This is a genomic window from Pseudomonas sp. RIT-PI-S (assembly GCF_025642975.1).
In the GTDB taxonomy this organism is placed as follows: domain Bacteria; phylum Pseudomonadota; class Gammaproteobacteria; order Pseudomonadales; family Pseudomonadaceae; genus Aquipseudomonas.
In genome coordinates this window covers 318,033-334,397 of sequence record NZ_JANZKJ010000003.1, presented here as the reverse complement: position 1 = coordinate 334,397, position 16,365 = coordinate 318,033, and the positions used below count along the sequence as shown (strand labels likewise).

At 61.5% G+C, this 16,365-nt stretch carries 10 protein-coding genes and 1 pseudogene; 7 read left to right on the top strand and 4 right to left on the bottom strand.

Going from position 1 to position 16,365, the window contains the following annotated elements:
- Nucleotides 1-7: 7 nt before the first annotated feature.
- Entirely contained in the window at nt 8-2,017 is a 2,010-nt protein-coding gene (gene rep, locus OGL93_RS07580) for a DNA helicase Rep (protein ID WP_263261901.1), read from the bottom strand.
- A gap of 245 nt (nt 2,018-2,262) precedes the next feature.
- Here rep and OGL93_RS07575 point away from each other — a divergent pair, with 245 nt between their 5' ends.
- The gene (locus tag OGL93_RS07575) at nt 2,263-3,939 is read left to right on the top strand and encodes a bifunctional diguanylate cyclase/phosphodiesterase (protein ID WP_263261899.1); all 1,677 of its coding nucleotides are present in this window, start codon (nt 2,263-2,265) and stop codon (nt 3,937-3,939) included.
- A 4-nt stretch (nt 3,940-3,943) separates the two neighbouring features.
- On the opposite strand, the gene OGL93_RS07570 is transcribed toward OGL93_RS07575, so the two are convergent.
- Entirely contained in the window at nt 3,944-5,338 is a 1,395-nt protein-coding gene (locus OGL93_RS07570) for a NorM family multidrug efflux MATE transporter (protein WP_263261957.1), read from the bottom strand.
- A gap of 129 nt (nt 5,339-5,467) precedes the next feature.
- On the opposite strand from OGL93_RS07570, the gene OGL93_RS07565 reads away from it, so the two are divergent.
- Complete coding sequence (locus tag OGL93_RS07565; RefSeq protein WP_263261898.1) at nt 5,468-6,388, top strand: LysR substrate-binding domain-containing protein; 921 nt, start codon at nt 5,468-5,470, stop codon at nt 6,386-6,388.
- Nucleotides 6,389-6,543: 155 nt separating this feature from the next.
- Entirely contained in the window at nt 6,544-8,520 is a 1,977-nt protein-coding gene (locus OGL93_RS07560) for a methyl-accepting chemotaxis protein (RefSeq protein WP_263261897.1), read from the top strand.
- A 37-nt stretch (nt 8,521-8,557) separates the two neighbouring features.
- On the opposite strand, the gene OGL93_RS07555 is transcribed toward OGL93_RS07560, so the two are convergent.
- Nucleotides 8,558-9,949 carry a VOC family protein gene (locus tag OGL93_RS07555; RefSeq protein WP_263261896.1) on the bottom strand — a complete coding sequence of 464 codons (1,392 nt, stop codon included), beginning with the start codon at nt 9,947-9,949 and terminating at the stop codon, nt 8,558-8,560.
- A 244-nt stretch (nt 9,950-10,193) separates the two neighbouring features.
- On the opposite strand from OGL93_RS07555, the gene OGL93_RS07550 reads away from it, so the two are divergent.
- Nucleotides 10,194-11,684 carry an aldehyde dehydrogenase family protein gene (locus OGL93_RS07550; RefSeq protein WP_276583444.1) on the top strand — a complete coding sequence of 497 codons (1,491 nt, stop codon included), beginning with the start codon at nt 10,194-10,196 and terminating at the stop codon, nt 11,682-11,684.
- A 35-nt stretch (nt 11,685-11,719) separates the two neighbouring features.
- Nucleotides 11,720-13,012 carry an FAD-binding oxidoreductase gene (locus OGL93_RS07545; protein ID WP_263261894.1) on the top strand — a complete coding sequence of 431 codons (1,293 nt, stop codon included), beginning with the start codon at nt 11,720-11,722 and terminating at the stop codon, nt 13,010-13,012.
- Between the two features lie 38 nt (nt 13,013-13,050).
- Here the strand turns inward: OGL93_RS07545 and OGL93_RS07540 are convergent.
- A pseudogene (locus OGL93_RS07540) lies at nt 13,051-13,914 on the bottom strand (YifB family Mg chelatase-like AAA ATPase); the annotation flags it as partial.
- A 218-nt stretch (nt 13,915-14,132) separates the two neighbouring features.
- On the opposite strand from OGL93_RS07540, the gene OGL93_RS07535 reads away from it, so the two are divergent.
- Together OGL93_RS07535 and OGL93_RS07530 are read left to right on the top strand one after the other, a co-directional pair.
- On the top strand, nt 14,133-15,188 hold the full coding sequence (locus tag OGL93_RS07535) for a DNA-processing protein DprA (protein WP_263261892.1): 1,056 nt from the start codon (nt 14,133-14,135) through the stop codon (nt 15,186-15,188).
- An 18-nt stretch (nt 15,189-15,206) separates the two neighbouring features.
- Nucleotides 15,207-16,346, top strand: coding sequence for a hypothetical protein (locus OGL93_RS07530; protein ID WP_263261891.1), 1,140 nt, complete (start codon nt 15,207-15,209; stop codon nt 16,344-16,346).
- The last annotated feature ends 19 nt before the right edge of the window (nt 16,347-16,365 follow it).

The window sequence follows — 16,365 nt, the reverse complement described above, 5'->3', positions numbered from 1 at the left end:
CCTCGGATCAGCGCTTGAGCATGGCACGGATGTCGGCCAATGCATGGTTGCCCCTGGCGGCCTTCACCTCCACGGGGGTGTCTTGCAAACCTTCCCAAGCCAAGTCATCGGCGGGAAGTTCATCAAGGAAACGGCTGGGCGAGCAGTCGATGATTTCACCATACTGCTTGCGCTTGGCGGCAAAGGTGAACGCCAGCGTTTGCCGGGCCCGGGTGATGCCCACATAGGCGAGCCGGCGTTCCTCTTCGATGGTATCGGCCTCGATGCTGGAGCGGTGAGGAAGAATTTCTTCTTCCATGCCCATGATGAACACATAAGGAAATTCCAGGCCCTTGGACGCATGCAGGGTCATCATCTGCACGCCATCGGCGCCTTCTTCTTCCTCTTGCTGACGCTCGAGCATATCGCGCAGCACCAGCTTGCCGATCGCGTCCTCGATGGTCATGTCGCCGTCTTCATCTTTTTCCAGCGTGTTCTTCAACGCATCGATCAAGAACCAGACGTTACCGATGCGGTACTCGGCGGCCTTGTCGCTGGAGCTGTTTTGGCGAATCCAGTTTTCGTAGTCGATGTCCGCCACCATGCTGCGCAATGCGGCGATAGGGTCATCCTGCGATACCTGCTGGCGCACGCCGTCCATCCAGCGCTTGAAGCGTTGCAGGCGGTCGACGAAGCGGCTGTCCAAGTGTTCTCCCAGCCCCAGTTCGGCGCTGGCGGTGTACATGGACGTCTTGCGCTCGGTAGCGTAGTTGCCGAGCTTCTCCAGGGTGGTGGAGCCGATTTCCCGTCGCGGGACATTGATCACGCGCAGGTAGGCATTGTCGTCGTCCGGGTTCACCAGCAGGCGGAAGTAGGACATCAGGTCCTTCACTTCCTGGCGGGCGAAGAAGCTGGTGCCGCCACTGAGCCTATACGGCACTTGATGGTGCTGTAGCTTGAGCTCAATCAGCTTGGCCTGGTAGTTGCCGCGGTAAAGGATGGCGAAGTCCCGATAGGGGCGGTCGGTGCGCAGGTGCAGCGTAAGGATCTCCATCGCCACCCGTTCGGCTTCGGCGTCCTCGTTCTTGCAGCGGATCACCCGGATCTCGTCGCCATGGCCCATTTCGCTCCATAGCTGCTTTTCGAAGGCGTGCGGGTTGTTGGCGATCAACGTGTTGGCACATCGCAGTATGCGGCTGGTGGAGCGGTAGTTCTGCTCAAGCATCACCACCTTCAGCGACGGGTAATCCTCCTTGAGCAGCATCAGGTTTTCCGGCCGCGCCCCGCGCCAGGCATAGATGGACTGGTCATCGTCCCCGACCACGGTGAATTGGTTGCGCGTGCCTATCAGCTGCTTCACCAGCAGGTACTGGCTGGCGTTGGTGTCCTGATACTCATCCACCAGCAGGTAACGCACGCGGTTCTGCCATTTTTCGAGGATGTCGGCGTGCTCTTGGAACAGCTTGACCGGCAGCAGGATCAGGTCATCGAAGTCCAGGGCGTTATAGGCCTTGAGCGTGCGCTGGTAGGCGGCATACACGATGGCCGCCGTTTGCTCGCGCGGGTTGCGCGCATTGGCCAGGGCTTCCGGCGGCAGCACCAGGTCGTTCTTCCAGTTGCCGATCATGTGCTTGATCTCGTCCGCACCGTCGTCGCCGGAATACTCCTTCTGCATGATGTCGGTCAGCAGCGCCTTGATGTCGCCTTCATCGAAGATCGAGAACCCCGGCTTGTAGCCTAGCCGGGCGTACTCCTTGCGGATGATGTTCAGCCCTAGGTTATGGAAGGTCGAGACCGTCAGCCCGCGGCCCTCGCCACCGCGCAACAGGCTGCTGACGCGCTCCTTCATCTCCCGGGCGGCCTTGTTGGTGAAGGTCACCGCCACGATGTATTGAGCGCGCACGCCGCATTGCTGCACAAGGTAGGCAATTTTACGGGTGATCACGCTGGTTTTGCCGGAGCCTGCGCCCGCCAATACCAGCAGGGGGCCACCGACGTAATTCACGGCTTCTTGTTGCCTGGGGTTGAGCCGGGACATAGATTCCAGAGGGCTTGCTGAAAAAAGGTCGCGCATTTTAACAGGCCAGCCGTGATCTGCCGTGACCGTCTCTCGACCCTCTATGTTTTTTTGTAGATTTTGTTACTTTGGTTATACGTGCCTACTAGCTTGTACAGCATGCCGTTGATGATGGTGCTCGCGCTCTTGTAAATCATTATCATCCTCGGTTAGCGCCGCTCGGCGTCCCCCTGCTTGTTGCCTAGTCATGCCCTTAAGGAGCTTGCGTGTCCACGCTCATCGAACCCATGCGGCTGCTGCTTCTCGCGCACCAGGATGTCTGGGAGGCCGCGTTGCGAAAGTGCCTCGCCGCGTTGGGCGAGCAGTGCGCATTGGCGCGAGCCTTTCAATGGAGCGCGCCCTGGGATGCGCCCCAGGCAGAGGCCGATGGGCTGCTCGTGGTGCTTGCCACACCGGACTGCCAGCCGCCGGCAGGGCGCTGCGCCTGGCCCCAGGTGCTGCTGCTGGAGCACGAACCTCCGGAGCCGCCGGTAGGGGCCAGCGACTGGCTGGTATTGCCAGAGCTCAGCACCGATGCGCTACGGCGCTGCCTGCGCCACGTTCGCGAGCGCAGCCTGTTGCAAGGCACGCTGCAGCGGTTGGCAGAGGAGGATACCCTCACCGGCATCGCCAACCGCCAAGGGTTCCTGACGATGCTCGCCACCAGCTTGGCGGGCGGCGACGGGCGAGGCCTGGCGCTGGGCCATCTGGACCTGGACAATTTCCGCCATGCTAACGATTGCCTCGGTTATCAGGCAGGCGACCGGCTCATCCTCCAGGTTGTGGCCAGGCTCAAGGCGCAGCTTGAGCCTGGAGACCGGCTCGCCCGCCTGGGCAGCGATGAATTTGCCTTGCTCATCGACACCCGCCGCGACTCCCAACGCGCCGAGCGGCTGGCCGAGCGGATCGTCGAGGCTTTGGGCGAACCTTATTGGGTCGACGGCGAAAGCCTGCTGATCGGCTGTAGCCTGGGCATTGCCCACGGGCGCCTACGAACCGATCCCGACCCGCTGATGTGGCATGCCCACATCGCCATGCGCCAGGCCAAGAGCGTACAAGGCTGCACTTTCCATGTGTTCAACGAACGCATCAACCGCCATGCGCGCAGCGTGGCCGACCTTGAAGGTGAACTGCGCCGGGCGTTGCGCCGCGATGAACTGGAGATGCATTACCAGCCAAGGCTGGACCTGCCCGGCGGGAAGATCGTCGGCCTCGAAGCGCTGGTGCGCTGGCGCCATACGGAACGCGGCCTGCTAGCGCCCAGCGAGTTCGTGCCGCTGGCCGAACAGAGTGGGCTGATCGTGCCCCTGGGTTACTGGGTGCTGGCCCGCGCGCTTGAGGACATGCAGCTGCTGCAAAAGGCCGGGATCGCGCCGCTGCACATGGCGGTGAACCTGTCGTTCCGGCAGTTCCAGGACAGCCAGTTGCTCGGCACCCTCAGCCGCTTGATCAGCGAGCGCGGGATCGACGCCAGCTGGTTGGAGTTCGAGCTGACCGAAACCGCAGTGATGCGGCGCAACGATCAGGTGCGCCATACCATGGATGCCCTCGGGCAATTGGGGGTGCGCTTCTCGCTGGACGACTTCGGCACGGGGTTCTCATCCTTCGTGCACCTGAGCAGCCTGCCGATCACCTTGCTGAAGATCGACCGCAGTTTCGTTGCCGGCATCGAGGATCGCGCCGAAAGCCGGCAACTGGTACGGGCGATGGTCAACCTTGCGCACAACCTGCATTTGCAGGTGGTGGCCGAGGGCGTGGAGACGATCGAGCAACTTAACGAGTTGCGGGCCTACGGCTGCGACCAGGTACAGGGGTTTCTGATCAGCCGGCCAATGCCGCTGCCGGCCTTGCTGGCGTACCTGCAGGGTGGGCTGAGCCAGCGGAGCAACGCACGCCTGCGTTAAGCCGTCACTGGGCTGTTTGGGCGGCGACAGCTTGCCCGTCCGCGAGCAGCGGGCGCAGCCGTTTCATTTTCACTTCGAACGCCAGGGTCAGGCTGATGGCGGCGCAGGCCAGGCCTAGCGCCAGCCCCCACCACACACCGACCGCGCCAAAGCCCGCATGGAACGCGAGCAGCCAAGCGGCTGGGGCGCCTACCAGCCAATAGCAAGCCAGGCCTACCAGGAAAGTCAGGCGGGCATCCTTCAGGCCGCGGATCGCGCCCATGGCGATGGTTTGCACACCATCGAACAATTCAAACCAAGCGGCCACCGCCAGCAGTTGCAAGGCCAGCTTGAAGATCTCGGCGAAGGCCGGGTCTTGGGCGTCGATGAACAATCCCACCAACTGCCCAGGCATGAACCACAGCACCAGCGAGAAGCTGAGCATGACGGCCGCGCCGAAACCGATACCCAGGCGCCCGGCGTAATGAACGTGACCCGGCTGGCCTGCGCCGTAGTGGCGGCCAATGCGCAGCGTTACTGCGTAGGACAGCCCCGCTGGGACCATGAAGGCCACGGAAACGATTTGCAGGGCGATTTGATGCGCGCCCAATTGGGTCTGCCCCATATTGCCCATGCACAGGGCGGCAAAGGCGAAGAGCCCGACTTCTACCGCGTAGGTGCCACCAATGGGCAACCCTAGCCGCCACAGCTCTTTGAGCGCGGCGGTAGACGGCCGCGACAGCCCTTTCAGGAATGGATAAGCCGCATAACTGCGCTGGTGGCTGACGTAATAGCCCAGGGCCAGGCCCATGGTGGTGGAAACCGTCGCGGTCACCATACCGATACCCGCCAGCCCCATCGGCGGCAGGCCGAACCAACCATCCAGCACAGCCAGGTTGAGTACCAGGTTGAGCAGCGTGGCGCACACGCTGATAACCATTACCGGCGCCGCCTTGCCTACTGCGCTGGTGAAGCCGCGCAGCGCCATGAAACTGAGCGAGCCGGGGAGGGCGAAGGCCAGTACCTTGAGGAACTCGCTGGCCGCCGCGACGTTTTCCGGCGTTTGCCCCAGGTGCAGCAGCACCGGCGGCAGGTTCCACAGCAGCAGCCCCCCAACCAGCGCCAGGCACCAACCGAGCCAGAGCCCGGCCTGGGTCAGCCGGGTAACCCCTGCTGGGTCTGTGGCGCCGTGGCGGATCGACACCAAGGTGCCGACGGCCGCTATCACACCGATGCAGAAGATCGACACGAATGAATAACTGGCGGCCCCCAGGCTGCCGCCGGCTAACGCCTGGGGGCCGATGCGCGCCATCATTACTGTGTCCGTAAGGATCATCAGCATATGCGCCAACTGCGAGGCGATCAGCGGCCCGGCAAGGCGCAGCAGAGCATTGAGTTCAGAGCGTGCAGTCAGTGGCATGGGCAGGGCAGAAAAGTTGACCGAAAGGGTGATTCTGCGCCTTGCCCGGCGCAGCGACAAAAGGATAATAGCGATCGCTGGCATGAGTTTGACTCATGCATGGATGCTTAACCTCAGAAAGGAACCGCCATGAACCGCCGCTTGCCGCCGCTCTATGCCCTGCGCGCCTTCGAAGCGGCCGCGCGGCACTGCTCGTTCACCCGTGCCGCGGAGGAGCTGTCGATCACTCAAAGTGCCGTAAGCCGGCATGTGCGCACGCTGGAGGAGCATTTCGCCTGCCGGTTGTTCTTGCGCTCCGGCCGCAGCCTGCAATTGAGCGAATCCGGCCGGCTGCTGTTGCCGGGGGTAAGGGAAGGGTTTTCGTCCCTGGAGCGCGCCTGCGCCACCTTGTTGGGCGAAGACGGCATTCTGCGCATGAAGGCCCCCTCCACCTTGACCATGCGCTGGCTGCTGGCGCGGCTGAGCCGCTTTCGTCACCTGCAGAGCGGCAACGAGGTGCAGTTGACCAGCGCCTGGATGGATGTGGATTCAGTGGATTTCAACCTCGAGCCGTTTGACTGCGCGGTGCTGATCGGCAACGGTAACTTCCCGGCCGACTGGGAAGCGACCTGGCTGTTCGACGAGCTGTTGATTCCCGTGGGCGGGCCCGAGCTGGCCGGCCAGGCCCCTTGGACCGCCGCTCGGCTGGCTCAGGCGGAACTGCTCCACCCAACCCCGGATAGACGCGACTGGCGCGCCTGGCTACGGCGCATGGGGCTGGAGACAAAAGTATCGATTCGCGGCGGCCAGGTATTCGACACGCTCGAATTGGGTATGATTGCCGCCGCTCGCGGTTATGGCGTGTCTATCGGCGACCTGCTGATGGTCGCCGAGGACGTTGCCGCTGCCCGCTTGAGCCTGCCCTGGCCCACCGCCGTGGCCAGCGGCGAGGGTTATTACCTTGTTTGGCCAGGTACGCGCCCGGGCAACGAACGCATCCACAGGCTGAGCGATTTCCTTCGCATGGAAGCGGCGAACACACCCTTGCCGGACGTTACCGTGCTGCGCTGACCGCAAAGTGATCGAAAAACCGCGCCTGACGCTCAAGTAAGCGAAGGCGCCGCCGAACTCCTTTCAGAGATCCGGCGGGCAGGATCCAACACTATCCGAATACACCCTTGGAAGCCTCAAGACCGGGCCATCCGGCACTTCCAACAGGAGCGAGAATGACTCAACCCCGTGCTTTAATCGCCAGGCAGCTCGGCACTGCCCTGGCCTTCGTTCTGATCGTGCTGATCAGCGCCAGTACTGCGTTCGCCCTGCGCTCGCTGGACCAGGCCAACCTCGCCACCCGCGAGGAGCACATGGCCAGCGAAGCGCGCCTGCTGTCCGACCAGCTCGACACCTTCCATAACACCCTGCGCGAAAGCACCCAGCGCCTGAGTGGGCTGTTCGAGTCCCGCTTCGCCGCCGGCCTGAGCCTTCACCCAGAGCAGCCGGTGAGCGTGGCCGGGGCTTCCACGCCTGGCCTGTGGCTGGGCGATGCCGTGCTCAATAACGATTTCCGGGAAGTGGACGACTTTCGCAAGATGACCGCCGGTGTGGCCACGGTATTCGTGCGCAGCGGCGAGGACTTCGTGCGCATCAGCACTTCGCTCACCAAGCAGGACGGTACCCGGGCCATCGGCACCCAGCTCGATCATGCCCACCCGGCATACCAGCGCCTGCTGGCCGGGCAGAACTACGTGGGCGCTGCTGCGCTGTTCGGCCGTTCCTACATGACCCAATACACCCCCGTGCGCGATGCCGCCGGCAAGGTGATCGCCGTGCTGTTCGTCGGTTTCGATTACACCGACGCACAAAAGGCCCAGTTCTCTAACCTCGCTCAGTTCCGCATTGGCAAGAGCGGCTCGCTCGCGCTGCTGGATGCCCAAGGTCAATGGCTGGTGCCGCCCGCTGGCGTGAAGAACCTGGAGGCCGCCGCAAAGGCAGCCCAGGGCGAGCCACGCAAAGGGCGTTTCTGGAGCGATGGCGACGCCGAGTATTACTCAGTGGCCGTTCCCTTCGCCCAGGGTCCCTGGAGCGTGATCGCCAGCATGCCGCTGCAAGAACTGCGCGCCGTCACTTGGAGCGTCGGCACCCGGCTGGTGCTAGGCAGCCTGCTGGCCACCTTGCTGGCAGTCGCCGCTGCCATCCTCTTGCTGCGCCGCCGGCTCAAGCCGCTGGGTGACCTGGTACGCCAAGCCGAAGCGCTGGGCGCGGGTGATCTGGAAGCCCGCCTGACGGTTGCTGGCAACGATGAGATTGCCCAGCTGGCACGCAGCTTCAACCATATGGGTGAAGCCCTGGCCACCATGGTTAGACACATCCGCACTGCCGCTGAGCAGGTAAGCAGCCGTGCTCAGGCGTTGTCTGGGCTATCGGCTGGGGCCTACGAGGGCATGGAGCAGCAAAGCGGCGAAATCACCAGCATGGCCGGCGCCGTGGAAGAGTTCAGCGCCACCTCGCTGAACATCGCCGACAACATGAGCGAAACCGAGCGGGTCGCCCAGCAGAATGCCGAACACACTCGCACTGGGCGGACCTCGATGGACCAGGCATCGTCTTCGCTGGGGCAAATCGCGGGCGCCTTGAACGACACCGCCAAGGTGATCGATACCCTGGGGCAACGTTCTCAAGAGATCGGCGGGATTGTCGGCGTGATTACGTCCATTGCCGAACAAACCAACCTGCTGGCACTCAACGCTGCCATCGAAGCGGCGCGGGCGGGCGAGCAAGGCCGGGGCTTTGCCGTGGTCGCCGACGAAGTGCGCAGCCTGGCGTCGCGCACCCGCCAGGCCACGGACGAAATTTCCACAATGATCGCCAGCATCCAGCAGCAGACCGGGCAGGCCGTCCAGACCATGGAGCAAGGTAAACAGCTGATGCAGGAAGGGCTGTCGCGCAATGCCAAGGTGGCCGATGCACTGTCGCACATCGACGAGCAAAGCCGTATGGCGGGCCAGCAATTCGCTGCTATTGCCGCCGCTACCCAAGAGCAGAGCGAAACCGCTACCTTGCTGAGCAGCAACCTGCAAAGCATTGCGCACGCCAACAGCGATCAGCGCGAAGTGGTCTCCAACCTGGCGATCACCGCCCGCGACCTGGAAAACCTCGCCGCGGAACTCACCAGCGAAGTGGACCGCTTCCGCGTGCGCGGGTAGAGGTGAGTAAAGGCCGCGAACCCATAAAGCCCGGCCCTTACAGCAACCGGACTCCCAGTTGCGCCTCGCACGCTTGCAGCGAGCGCAACTGAGTCAGGGCATACAGCTCCATTTCATCCACTACCGGCCGCCCCAGGGCCTGTTCGAACTGGGCGCGGTTGGCGTGGCTGCCGTAGTCGCCGCGCGCTTCGCTTCCCAGGTTGGATTGAAAGATTCCAGCAGCACTGACCGGCAGAAAGTCCTCATACACCACCGGTTCACAACGCAGGTCCCCTTGCGCCAACAAGCTCTCCAAGTCCTCGCGCCCCCGGCCAGCGCGCGCCAGGCCCTGCGCCGTTGGGGCATAGCGGAACCAGGCCAAGCCCTGAGCGCGCAGTTGCTCGACGTCGTCCGGGAAGCTTGCAAAGGCTGCTTGTAATAGCGCGCTGTACCTGTGCGGGTCACGCTCGGCGGGTACACCGGCAAGGTCGGCCTGCGCCTTGGCCAGTAATTGATCGTAGAGCGCCCGCCCGGCCGGGGTCAGGGCGGCGCCGCGCTGCTCGATCTCGCCGAAGCGGGCGGTGTGGGAACCGGTGCTCAGCCCCTGTGGGTCGTTAAACGCCACCTGTTCTTCCAACGCTTTGAAGCTGGTCTGGCGCAGCAGGATGGGCTGACGCCGCGCCGGTGGGCCTTCGATCACTGCCTTGGGCTCGATGCCGCGGGTGGGCATCAGTTGCTGCACTCGGTCGATGTCCAGGGTACGGGGCGTCAGGTGATTGATGTGCGGGCCCTTGAACGCCACCACGTCGGCGATCAGCCGGTGTTGCCCATGTAATTGCCGATACTGATCGCCGCTGACCGTGGCCTGTCGGTGCCAGCGGAAGGTTTCCAGCGCCTCGGTCACGAAGGCTTGCGCCTCGCTGTCGGTCAGGCCGCCCTGGGTTTCGTGTCGCTCAATCAGCGCCAAGGCCCGGGCCGTGAAGATCTGCCGCTTGGCCAGCAGGTCGGCGGCGAGGGCACGCAGCTCGAGGTCATCGATCAGTTCGAGCCGCAATAGGGAGGTGAATACGCGGAAAGGGCTGATGCGCAGGCTGTCTTCATGCACCGCGCGGAAGGCCGTGGAATGCACTGGAACCCCCGCTGATGCCAGGTCGTAATAACCGACCGGTTGCATGCCCATGACCGCGAACAGGCGGGCGAGGGTGGCTAGCTCTTCGGCGCTGCCCACGCGGATCGCCCCGTGTCGTTCTTCGTCGAGGCGCTCCAGTTCGCCACCGGATCGCAAGGCCTCGGCCAACGCCGGCTGCGCCGCGAGGGTTTCGCGATTCACCTCGGCGACCAGCTCCAGCAGGTCGCCGTAGAGCGGAACCTCCGCCTGGTACATGGCAGACATCGCTTGGGAGAAGCGTGCGCGGATGTCGTCCGGGTTGGCGAATCCGGTAGTAGGCATGGCAGGGCTCCGTGGCTAGGTTGGGCAGGCTTATATAACCGGGGGGCTGGTAGCCCAGGCAAGCGAAAAAAAGTCCTCGCTTCATTCCTTATTTTCCCGAAGGCGAACACGGGCCCTTAAACAAAGCCGGGTTACTACCGATCATTCCCAAGCGGAATGATGTGCTGCCAAATGATCGCTTGAGGTGGAGCGCCGCGCGCGGCGAATATCGAGCTATCGCTGCTTATTTTTTCGGAGAAATCACATGATCGACGGCCTGCTAGAACGCTTGGGCGTGCCCGCCGCGGCGTATCGCGACGGTACTCACCCGGTGCATACCCCCATCGACGGCAGCCAGATCGGCGCGGTAACGCTGCAAAGCAAGGCCGACGTGCAGGCACGCATCGGTGCCGCCCAGGAAGCATTCCTGGCCTGGCGCAACGTGCCAGCGCCACGTCGGGGCGAGCTGGTCCGCCTGTTTGCCGAAGTGCTGCGCGAGCACAAGGCTGCGTTGGGCGAACTGGTGTCGGTGGAAGCCGGCAAGATCACCCAGGAAGGCTTGGGCGAGGTGCAGGAGATGATCGACATCTGCGATTTCGCCGTGGGCTTGTCGCGCCAGTTGTATGGCCTGACCATCGCCTCCGAGCGCCCGGGGCACCATATGCGCGAAACCTGGCACCCGTTGGGCGTGGTCGGGGTGATCAGCGCCTTCAACTTCCCAGTGGCGGTGTGGGCGTGGAACACCGCGCTGGCGCTGGTATGCGGCAACGCTGTGGTATGGAAGCCCTCTGAAAAAACCCCGCTCACCGCGCTCGCTTCCCAAGCGCTGCTGGATGAGGCGCTCAAGCGCTTCGGCGATGCCCCGGAGGGGTTGGCGCAGCTGCTGCTGGGCGACCGAGAAGCTGGCGAGGCAATGGTGGACGACCCCCGCGTGGCCCTGGTGAGCGCAACCGGCAGCACCCGCATGGGCCGCGAAGTGGGCCCACGTGTAGCCGCGCGCTTCGGCCGCAGCCTGCTTGAACTGGGCGGCAACAACGCGATGATCCTGGCCCCAAGCGCCGACCTGGACCTGGCCGTGCGCGGCATTCTCTTCGCTGCCGTAGGTACCGCTGGCCAGCGCTGCACCACCTTGCGCCGGTTGATCGTTCACCGCTCCATCAAGGACGAGGTGGTGGCGCGGGTGAAAGCGGCCTACGCCAAGGTGCGCATCGGCGACCCACGGGAAAACAACCTGGTGGGCCCACTGATCGATCAGCAATCCTTCCAGGGCATGCAGGATGCTCTGGCCCGGGCGCGTGACGAGGGCGGCCAGGTGCATGGCGGCGAGCGCCAGCTTCAGGGCCAATACCCCAACGCGTACTACGTTTCCCCCGCCTTGGTGGAAATGCCAGGGCAAACGGGCGTGGTGCGCCATGAAACCTTTGCGCCCATCCTCTACGTAATGGCCTATGACGAATTCGAGCAAGCGCTGGCCATGAACAACGACGTGCCGCAGGGGCTCAGTTCCTGCATTTTCACCACCGACCTGCGCGAAGCCGAGCGCTTCCAGAGTGCGGCGGGCAGCGACTGCGGCATCGCTAACGTCAACATCGGCACCAGCGGCGCGGAAATCGGTGGGGCATTCGGCGGCGAAAAAGAAACCGGTGGCGGCCGTGAGTCCGGCTCCGATGCCTGGCGTGCGTATATGCGTCGGCAAACGAACACCGTGAACTACTCGCGGGAATTGCCGTTGGCCCAAGGCATCGTCTTCGACTGACCCCTGGGTTTCCATCCACTAGCAGAGAACTTGCGATGCCGCCCCGCCAATTGCGCCAGGAATGTTTGTGGGAACGTGTATTACCCCCGGCACCGCCCGCCAGCCGCCTGGGCGCGTCGTTGCGCACTCAGGTATGCGTGATTGGTGGCGGGATTACCGGCTTGTGCGCGGCAATTCGCCTGCTAGAGCGTGGCTACCAGGTGGTGTTGCTCGATGCTCATCGGGTGGGCCACGGCGGTTCGGGGCGCAATGTAGGCTTGGTCAATGCCGGTACCTGGATCAGGCCGGACGACGTTCAAGCCACGCTCGGCAACGCCGTTGGCGAACGCCTTAACCGGGTACTCGGCGAAGCGCCGGCGCGGGTGTTCGAGATCATTGCGCGGCATGGCATCGACTGCCAGGCGCACAATGAAGGCACGTTGCACATGGCTCACAACGCCCACGGCGAGGCGGACCTTCAGGCGCGCCACGACCAGTGGCGCCGGCGTGGGGCCAACATCGAACTGCTCACCGGCGCCCGCTGCCGCGAATACTGCGGCACGGATAAGGTATCGCTGGCCTTGCTGGACCATCGCGCCGGCACCATCAACCCCATGGCCTATACCCGCGGCCTGGCCGCTGCCGTCGAACGCTTAGGCGGTGCTCTGTATCAGGACACCCCCGTCACCGGCTTGCAACGCGAGGGCGATGCCTGGCGAGTAACCACCGCCGATGGCAGCGTGGAGGCAGACAAGGTGGTGATCGCCACCGGGGCTTACACCGAAGGCGATTGGAACAGCGTCAAGAATGACTACTTTCGCGGCTACTACCTGCAGGTGGCTTCGGTACCCCTTGGTGGCCCGGCGGCTGAGGCGATCCTGCCACGTGCCCGAGGCTCCTGGGATACCCGCACCGTGCTCAGCAGCATTCGCCGTGACGACGATGGCCGGCTGCTGCTCGGCAGCATGGGCCGGCTGGACAACAAGCCCGCCTGGTTCGTGCGCAGCTGGGCCGACCGCATCCAGCGGCATTACTTCCCTGAGCTCGGCACGGTGGAGTGGGAGTGCCACTGGACCGGCGCCATCGACTTCACCCCGGACCACTTGATGCGGCTGTACGAGCCAGCCCCTGGGCTGATAGCAGTGACCGGCTACAACGGCCGTGGTAACACCACTGGCACCGTGCTGGGCGCAGCCATGGCGGACTTTGTGATCGACGACTGCGTTGCCGACCTGCCCATGCCCTTCTCGCGCAGCCGGCCAGTCAGTGTGCCTGGCTTGCGCACCGGGCTGTACGAAGCGGGGTTTTCGCTGTACCACGCCGGGCAGTGTTTGCGGGTGGTGTTGTAAAGGGGAGGCGTGCGGCAGCAGGGGCTGGCTCGCAGACGTCAGCCTGCCGCTGGCCGATATTGCAGCGCTTCGGCCAGGTGTTCTCGCCCGATGCCCGCCTGCTCGTCCAGGTCTGCCAACGTTCGGGCCACTTTCAGCAGGCGGTGTGCGGCGCGCAGCGATAAGGTCAACCGTTCGCAAGCCTGTTCCAGCCATAGCTCATCTGCTTTGGCCAACAGGCAATGGGTGCGCAAGTCGTTCAGGTCGAGAAAGGCGTTGGGGCAGCCCTGGCGCTCCAGTTGTAGCTCCCTCGCCCGTGCTACCTGGGTAGCTATCGTGAGGGTGGAGTCGCCCCGGGGCCCTGCCGGGTTGAGGGTGGTGGTTTCCCGGGCGACCGTTACATGCAGATCGATACGGTCCAACAGGGGGCCGGAGAGTTTGTTGCGGTAGCGGTCGATCTGTTCGGTGCTGCAGCGGCAGCGCCCGGTGCTGTCGCCCAGGTAGCCACAAGGGCAGGGGTTCATCGCGGCGACCAGCTGAAAACGGGCCGGGAAGCGGATTTTGTCCCTGGCGCGGGCAATCACGATTTCCCCGGATTCCAGCGGCTCGCGCAGCACTTCCAGCACCTTGCGGTCGAATTCAGGCAGTTCGTCGAGAAACAGCACTCCGTGGTGGGCAAGCGTGATTTCTCCCGGTTGCGGGCGCCCGCCACCACCGACCAAGGCCGCGCTCGACGCAGAATGATGCGGATGACGAAACGGCCGCTGCGGCCAACTGGTCAAGGGCACATGGCTGGCCACCGAATGGATGGCGGCGACCTCCAACGCTTCGGCCTCGCTCAAGGGCGGCAGCAGCCCTGGCAGGCGGCTGGCCAGTAGGGTTTTCCCCGTACCAGGTGGGCCGCTGAACAGGAGGTTGTAAGCGAAAACACCAATACCGTCTTGACCGTGAGATTCTTCTAGGGTCGAAAGTGGTGGTGCTCGCCTTACCCCGTTACAATCATTTGCAAATGTCATGGTTCGGGAGGCCGTAGCTTGGAAAGGATTCATCGGGCATCCTCCATACCGGCCAGCCTGCGCGATGGGTTTTCGGATAGCCATATGGTTAAGGCTGAAGCTGAGGTGGAAGCTGAGGCGGGGATATGGATTTGAGGGATTTCTGGCGAAACGAACGAGTGGCTTTTCTGGGCTTATGTCTCGTGAAAGGCGTAGGTTTTTGGTCGCTACGCAAAATTGCAACTGAAGGCCGCGGTTTCAAGGAGGTGCTAAGGGCGCCCAGTGAACTAGGTATTCAAAAGCATCTCGACGCCGCTGGATACCGAGGTGATAGCGGTCAGGAAGAACTATGGAGTGCCGGACTGGCTTTAGCAAGAATACTAACAGGTGAGGGAATTCGCCTCATCTTCAAAGACGAACCAGAGTTTCCTTCTAAGCTACGGAGCATTCACGATGCCCCGGAGTGGATCTTTATCCAAGGCTCGCAGGAAAATCTGCAAACACCTTCTGTTGCCATCGTCGGCACAAGAAAGCCGAGTGATGATGGTCTATTCTTAACGAGATACATTCTAGCCGCGTTAGCGGGCTTACCGTGCTCCACAGTGAGTGGTTTAGCTGTGGGCATAGATCAAGCCGCACATGCGGAATCAATCCGCTATAAATTACCCACTATCGCCGTACTTGGAACAGGCATCCTGCAGGATTATCCAAAGGGTTCGGAGCTAATGAGAACCGAGATCCTGAGGGCGGGAGGTACGATAATTTCTGAGTATTTACCAAGCCAGTCGTATAGCGCCGAAAATTTCGTTCGGCGTAACAGGCTGCAAGCCGCACTTTGTGATGTGTTAGTCCCTACCCAATGGGATATCAAAAGCGGTACTGCACACACTGTTAGATTTGCATTCAAATATGGAAAATCCATAGTTAACTTATGTTTGCCTGGCACTAAGGCTAGCAGGCCTGAGATAGCATATGCATGGGCAGAATATAACGCAAAAGTGTATGAGGTTCCTGTAAGGACCAGCGATTTAATAGACTATTTGAAAGATAGGCTGGCTTTGCCGAACTTTCCTGTTGCTGAAAAGACTTCTTCAAGCCCTTTAAGCCTTGAGAATGAATCGGTCAAAAATTCAAACTTGAGCGGCGAAGGCTCGGTTAAGCAGACCGATCCTGACGCTTTTGGGCAGCTCTCTTTAATTTGATTACGGATGTAAGTAAGGATGCTTATCTTAGCGATCTCACCCGATGGTTTAATGAGTAATGGTCAGCTTGACGTTGGTCTGATTCAGGCTATGATTCGGATTGCCAATCAGGCAGACAATCTGGTGGCTGTTATCTCAAATCATGCTAAGCCGTCTTGGTTTGACTATCATTTCGGGCAGCAGAAGAGAGTTAAGTTTTTCGAAATAGCGGTACGCCAGAACGGTAAGATAATCAGCGAGATAGCGAAGTTAAAGAAAATAAGTCCGCATGACATATTGGTGCTGGCAGTTAAAGCCGATGACATAGCAATGGCTAAGAACGGCCGTGCGGTTTTGGTGCCTGCTGCATGGTCAAGGGAAGTAAGAGTTCGCGATCTTGGGCTACTGATAGCCTCTCCTGGGGAGCTGGAAGATTTAGTAAATTTGACGGCTGGTTGGCAAGGGCAATGGTGGTTTGAAGGCCATGGAGCGAACTATTCTGTACGGGCCTTGGTCGATCTTTCTACATACGGTAAAAATATTAGTCAGCAAGAATTCGCTAGAAAGCTGACAGCAACTGCCAAAGGAGGTGGTGCACGGCTTGCAGCACTATTGGCTATTATAGCTAGATCCATGTTGCTTAGTAACATAGATCAGACCGCCAATCTGCTTTGGGGAGTTTACCCCTCTTCTAGTAATGTGAGTAAGTCACCTGAGGTTCTAACCGAATTCACTCGTCGACTTAGAACTACGACATCTTTGGTTCGTTACGCAACGGATGGGGAGCCCCTATTCATTCGACACTCCCCATCAGTTAAACGTTCAACTGCGAAGGGCATAGATCGCAATGACGCAACTGACCAAATCATGACCCTGCATCTTAATCCCTTTTATAAAGGAAAGATTAAGGGGCGAAACGTCGTGGTCATAGATGATTGCACGACTTATGGGCTTTCTTTCGGGGTTGCAGCCGCCTTTTTGAAAGCGGCCGGAGCAAGCTCAGTTCACGGGGTTGCTATTGGAAAGTTTGGCAATCAACTTTCTGAGTTTGCGATAAACATCACCGGAGATGTATTTAGTCCAATTGTGGATGGAGAGTTCCATCTGGCGTCGACGCGACCTTTCCAAGGCAAAAACGACAGTACCACCCAAGATGCACTCAAGGCCCTGATACCCTAGCCAATAAGCCTTCTCTAAA

Bases quoted from the DNA above. Each gene is read 5' to 3' on its own strand.
- OGL93_RS07545 (WP_263261894.1), top strand. From the start codon at position 11,720: ATGCCGCCCCGCCAATTGCGCCAGGAATGTTTGTGGGAACGTGTATTA.
- OGL93_RS07560 (WP_263261897.1), top strand. From the start codon at position 6,544: ATGACTCAACCCCGTGCTTTAATCGCCAGGCAGCTCGGCACTGCCCTG.
- OGL93_RS07535 (WP_263261892.1), top strand. From the start codon at position 14,133: ATGGATTTGAGGGATTTCTGGCGAAACGAACGAGTGGCTTTTCTGGGC.
- OGL93_RS07570 (WP_263261957.1), bottom strand. From the start codon at position 5,338: ATGCCACTGACTGCACGCTCTGAACTCAATGCTCTGCTGCGCCTTGCC.
- OGL93_RS07530 (WP_263261891.1), top strand. From the start codon at position 15,207: ATGCTTATCTTAGCGATCTCACCCGATGGTTTAATGAGTAATGGTCAG.
- OGL93_RS07555 (WP_263261896.1), bottom strand. From the start codon at position 9,949: ATGCCTACTACCGGATTCGCCAACCCGGACGACATCCGCGCACGCTTC.
- rep (WP_263261901.1), bottom strand. From the start codon at position 2,017: ATGTCCCGGCTCAACCCCAGGCAACAAGAAGCCGTGAATTACGTCGGT.
- OGL93_RS07565 (WP_263261898.1), top strand. From the start codon at position 5,468: ATGAACCGCCGCTTGCCGCCGCTCTATGCCCTGCGCGCCTTCGAAGCG.
- OGL93_RS07550 (WP_276583444.1), top strand. From the start codon at position 10,194: ATGATCGACGGCCTGCTAGAACGCTTGGGCGTGCCCGCCGCGGCGTAT.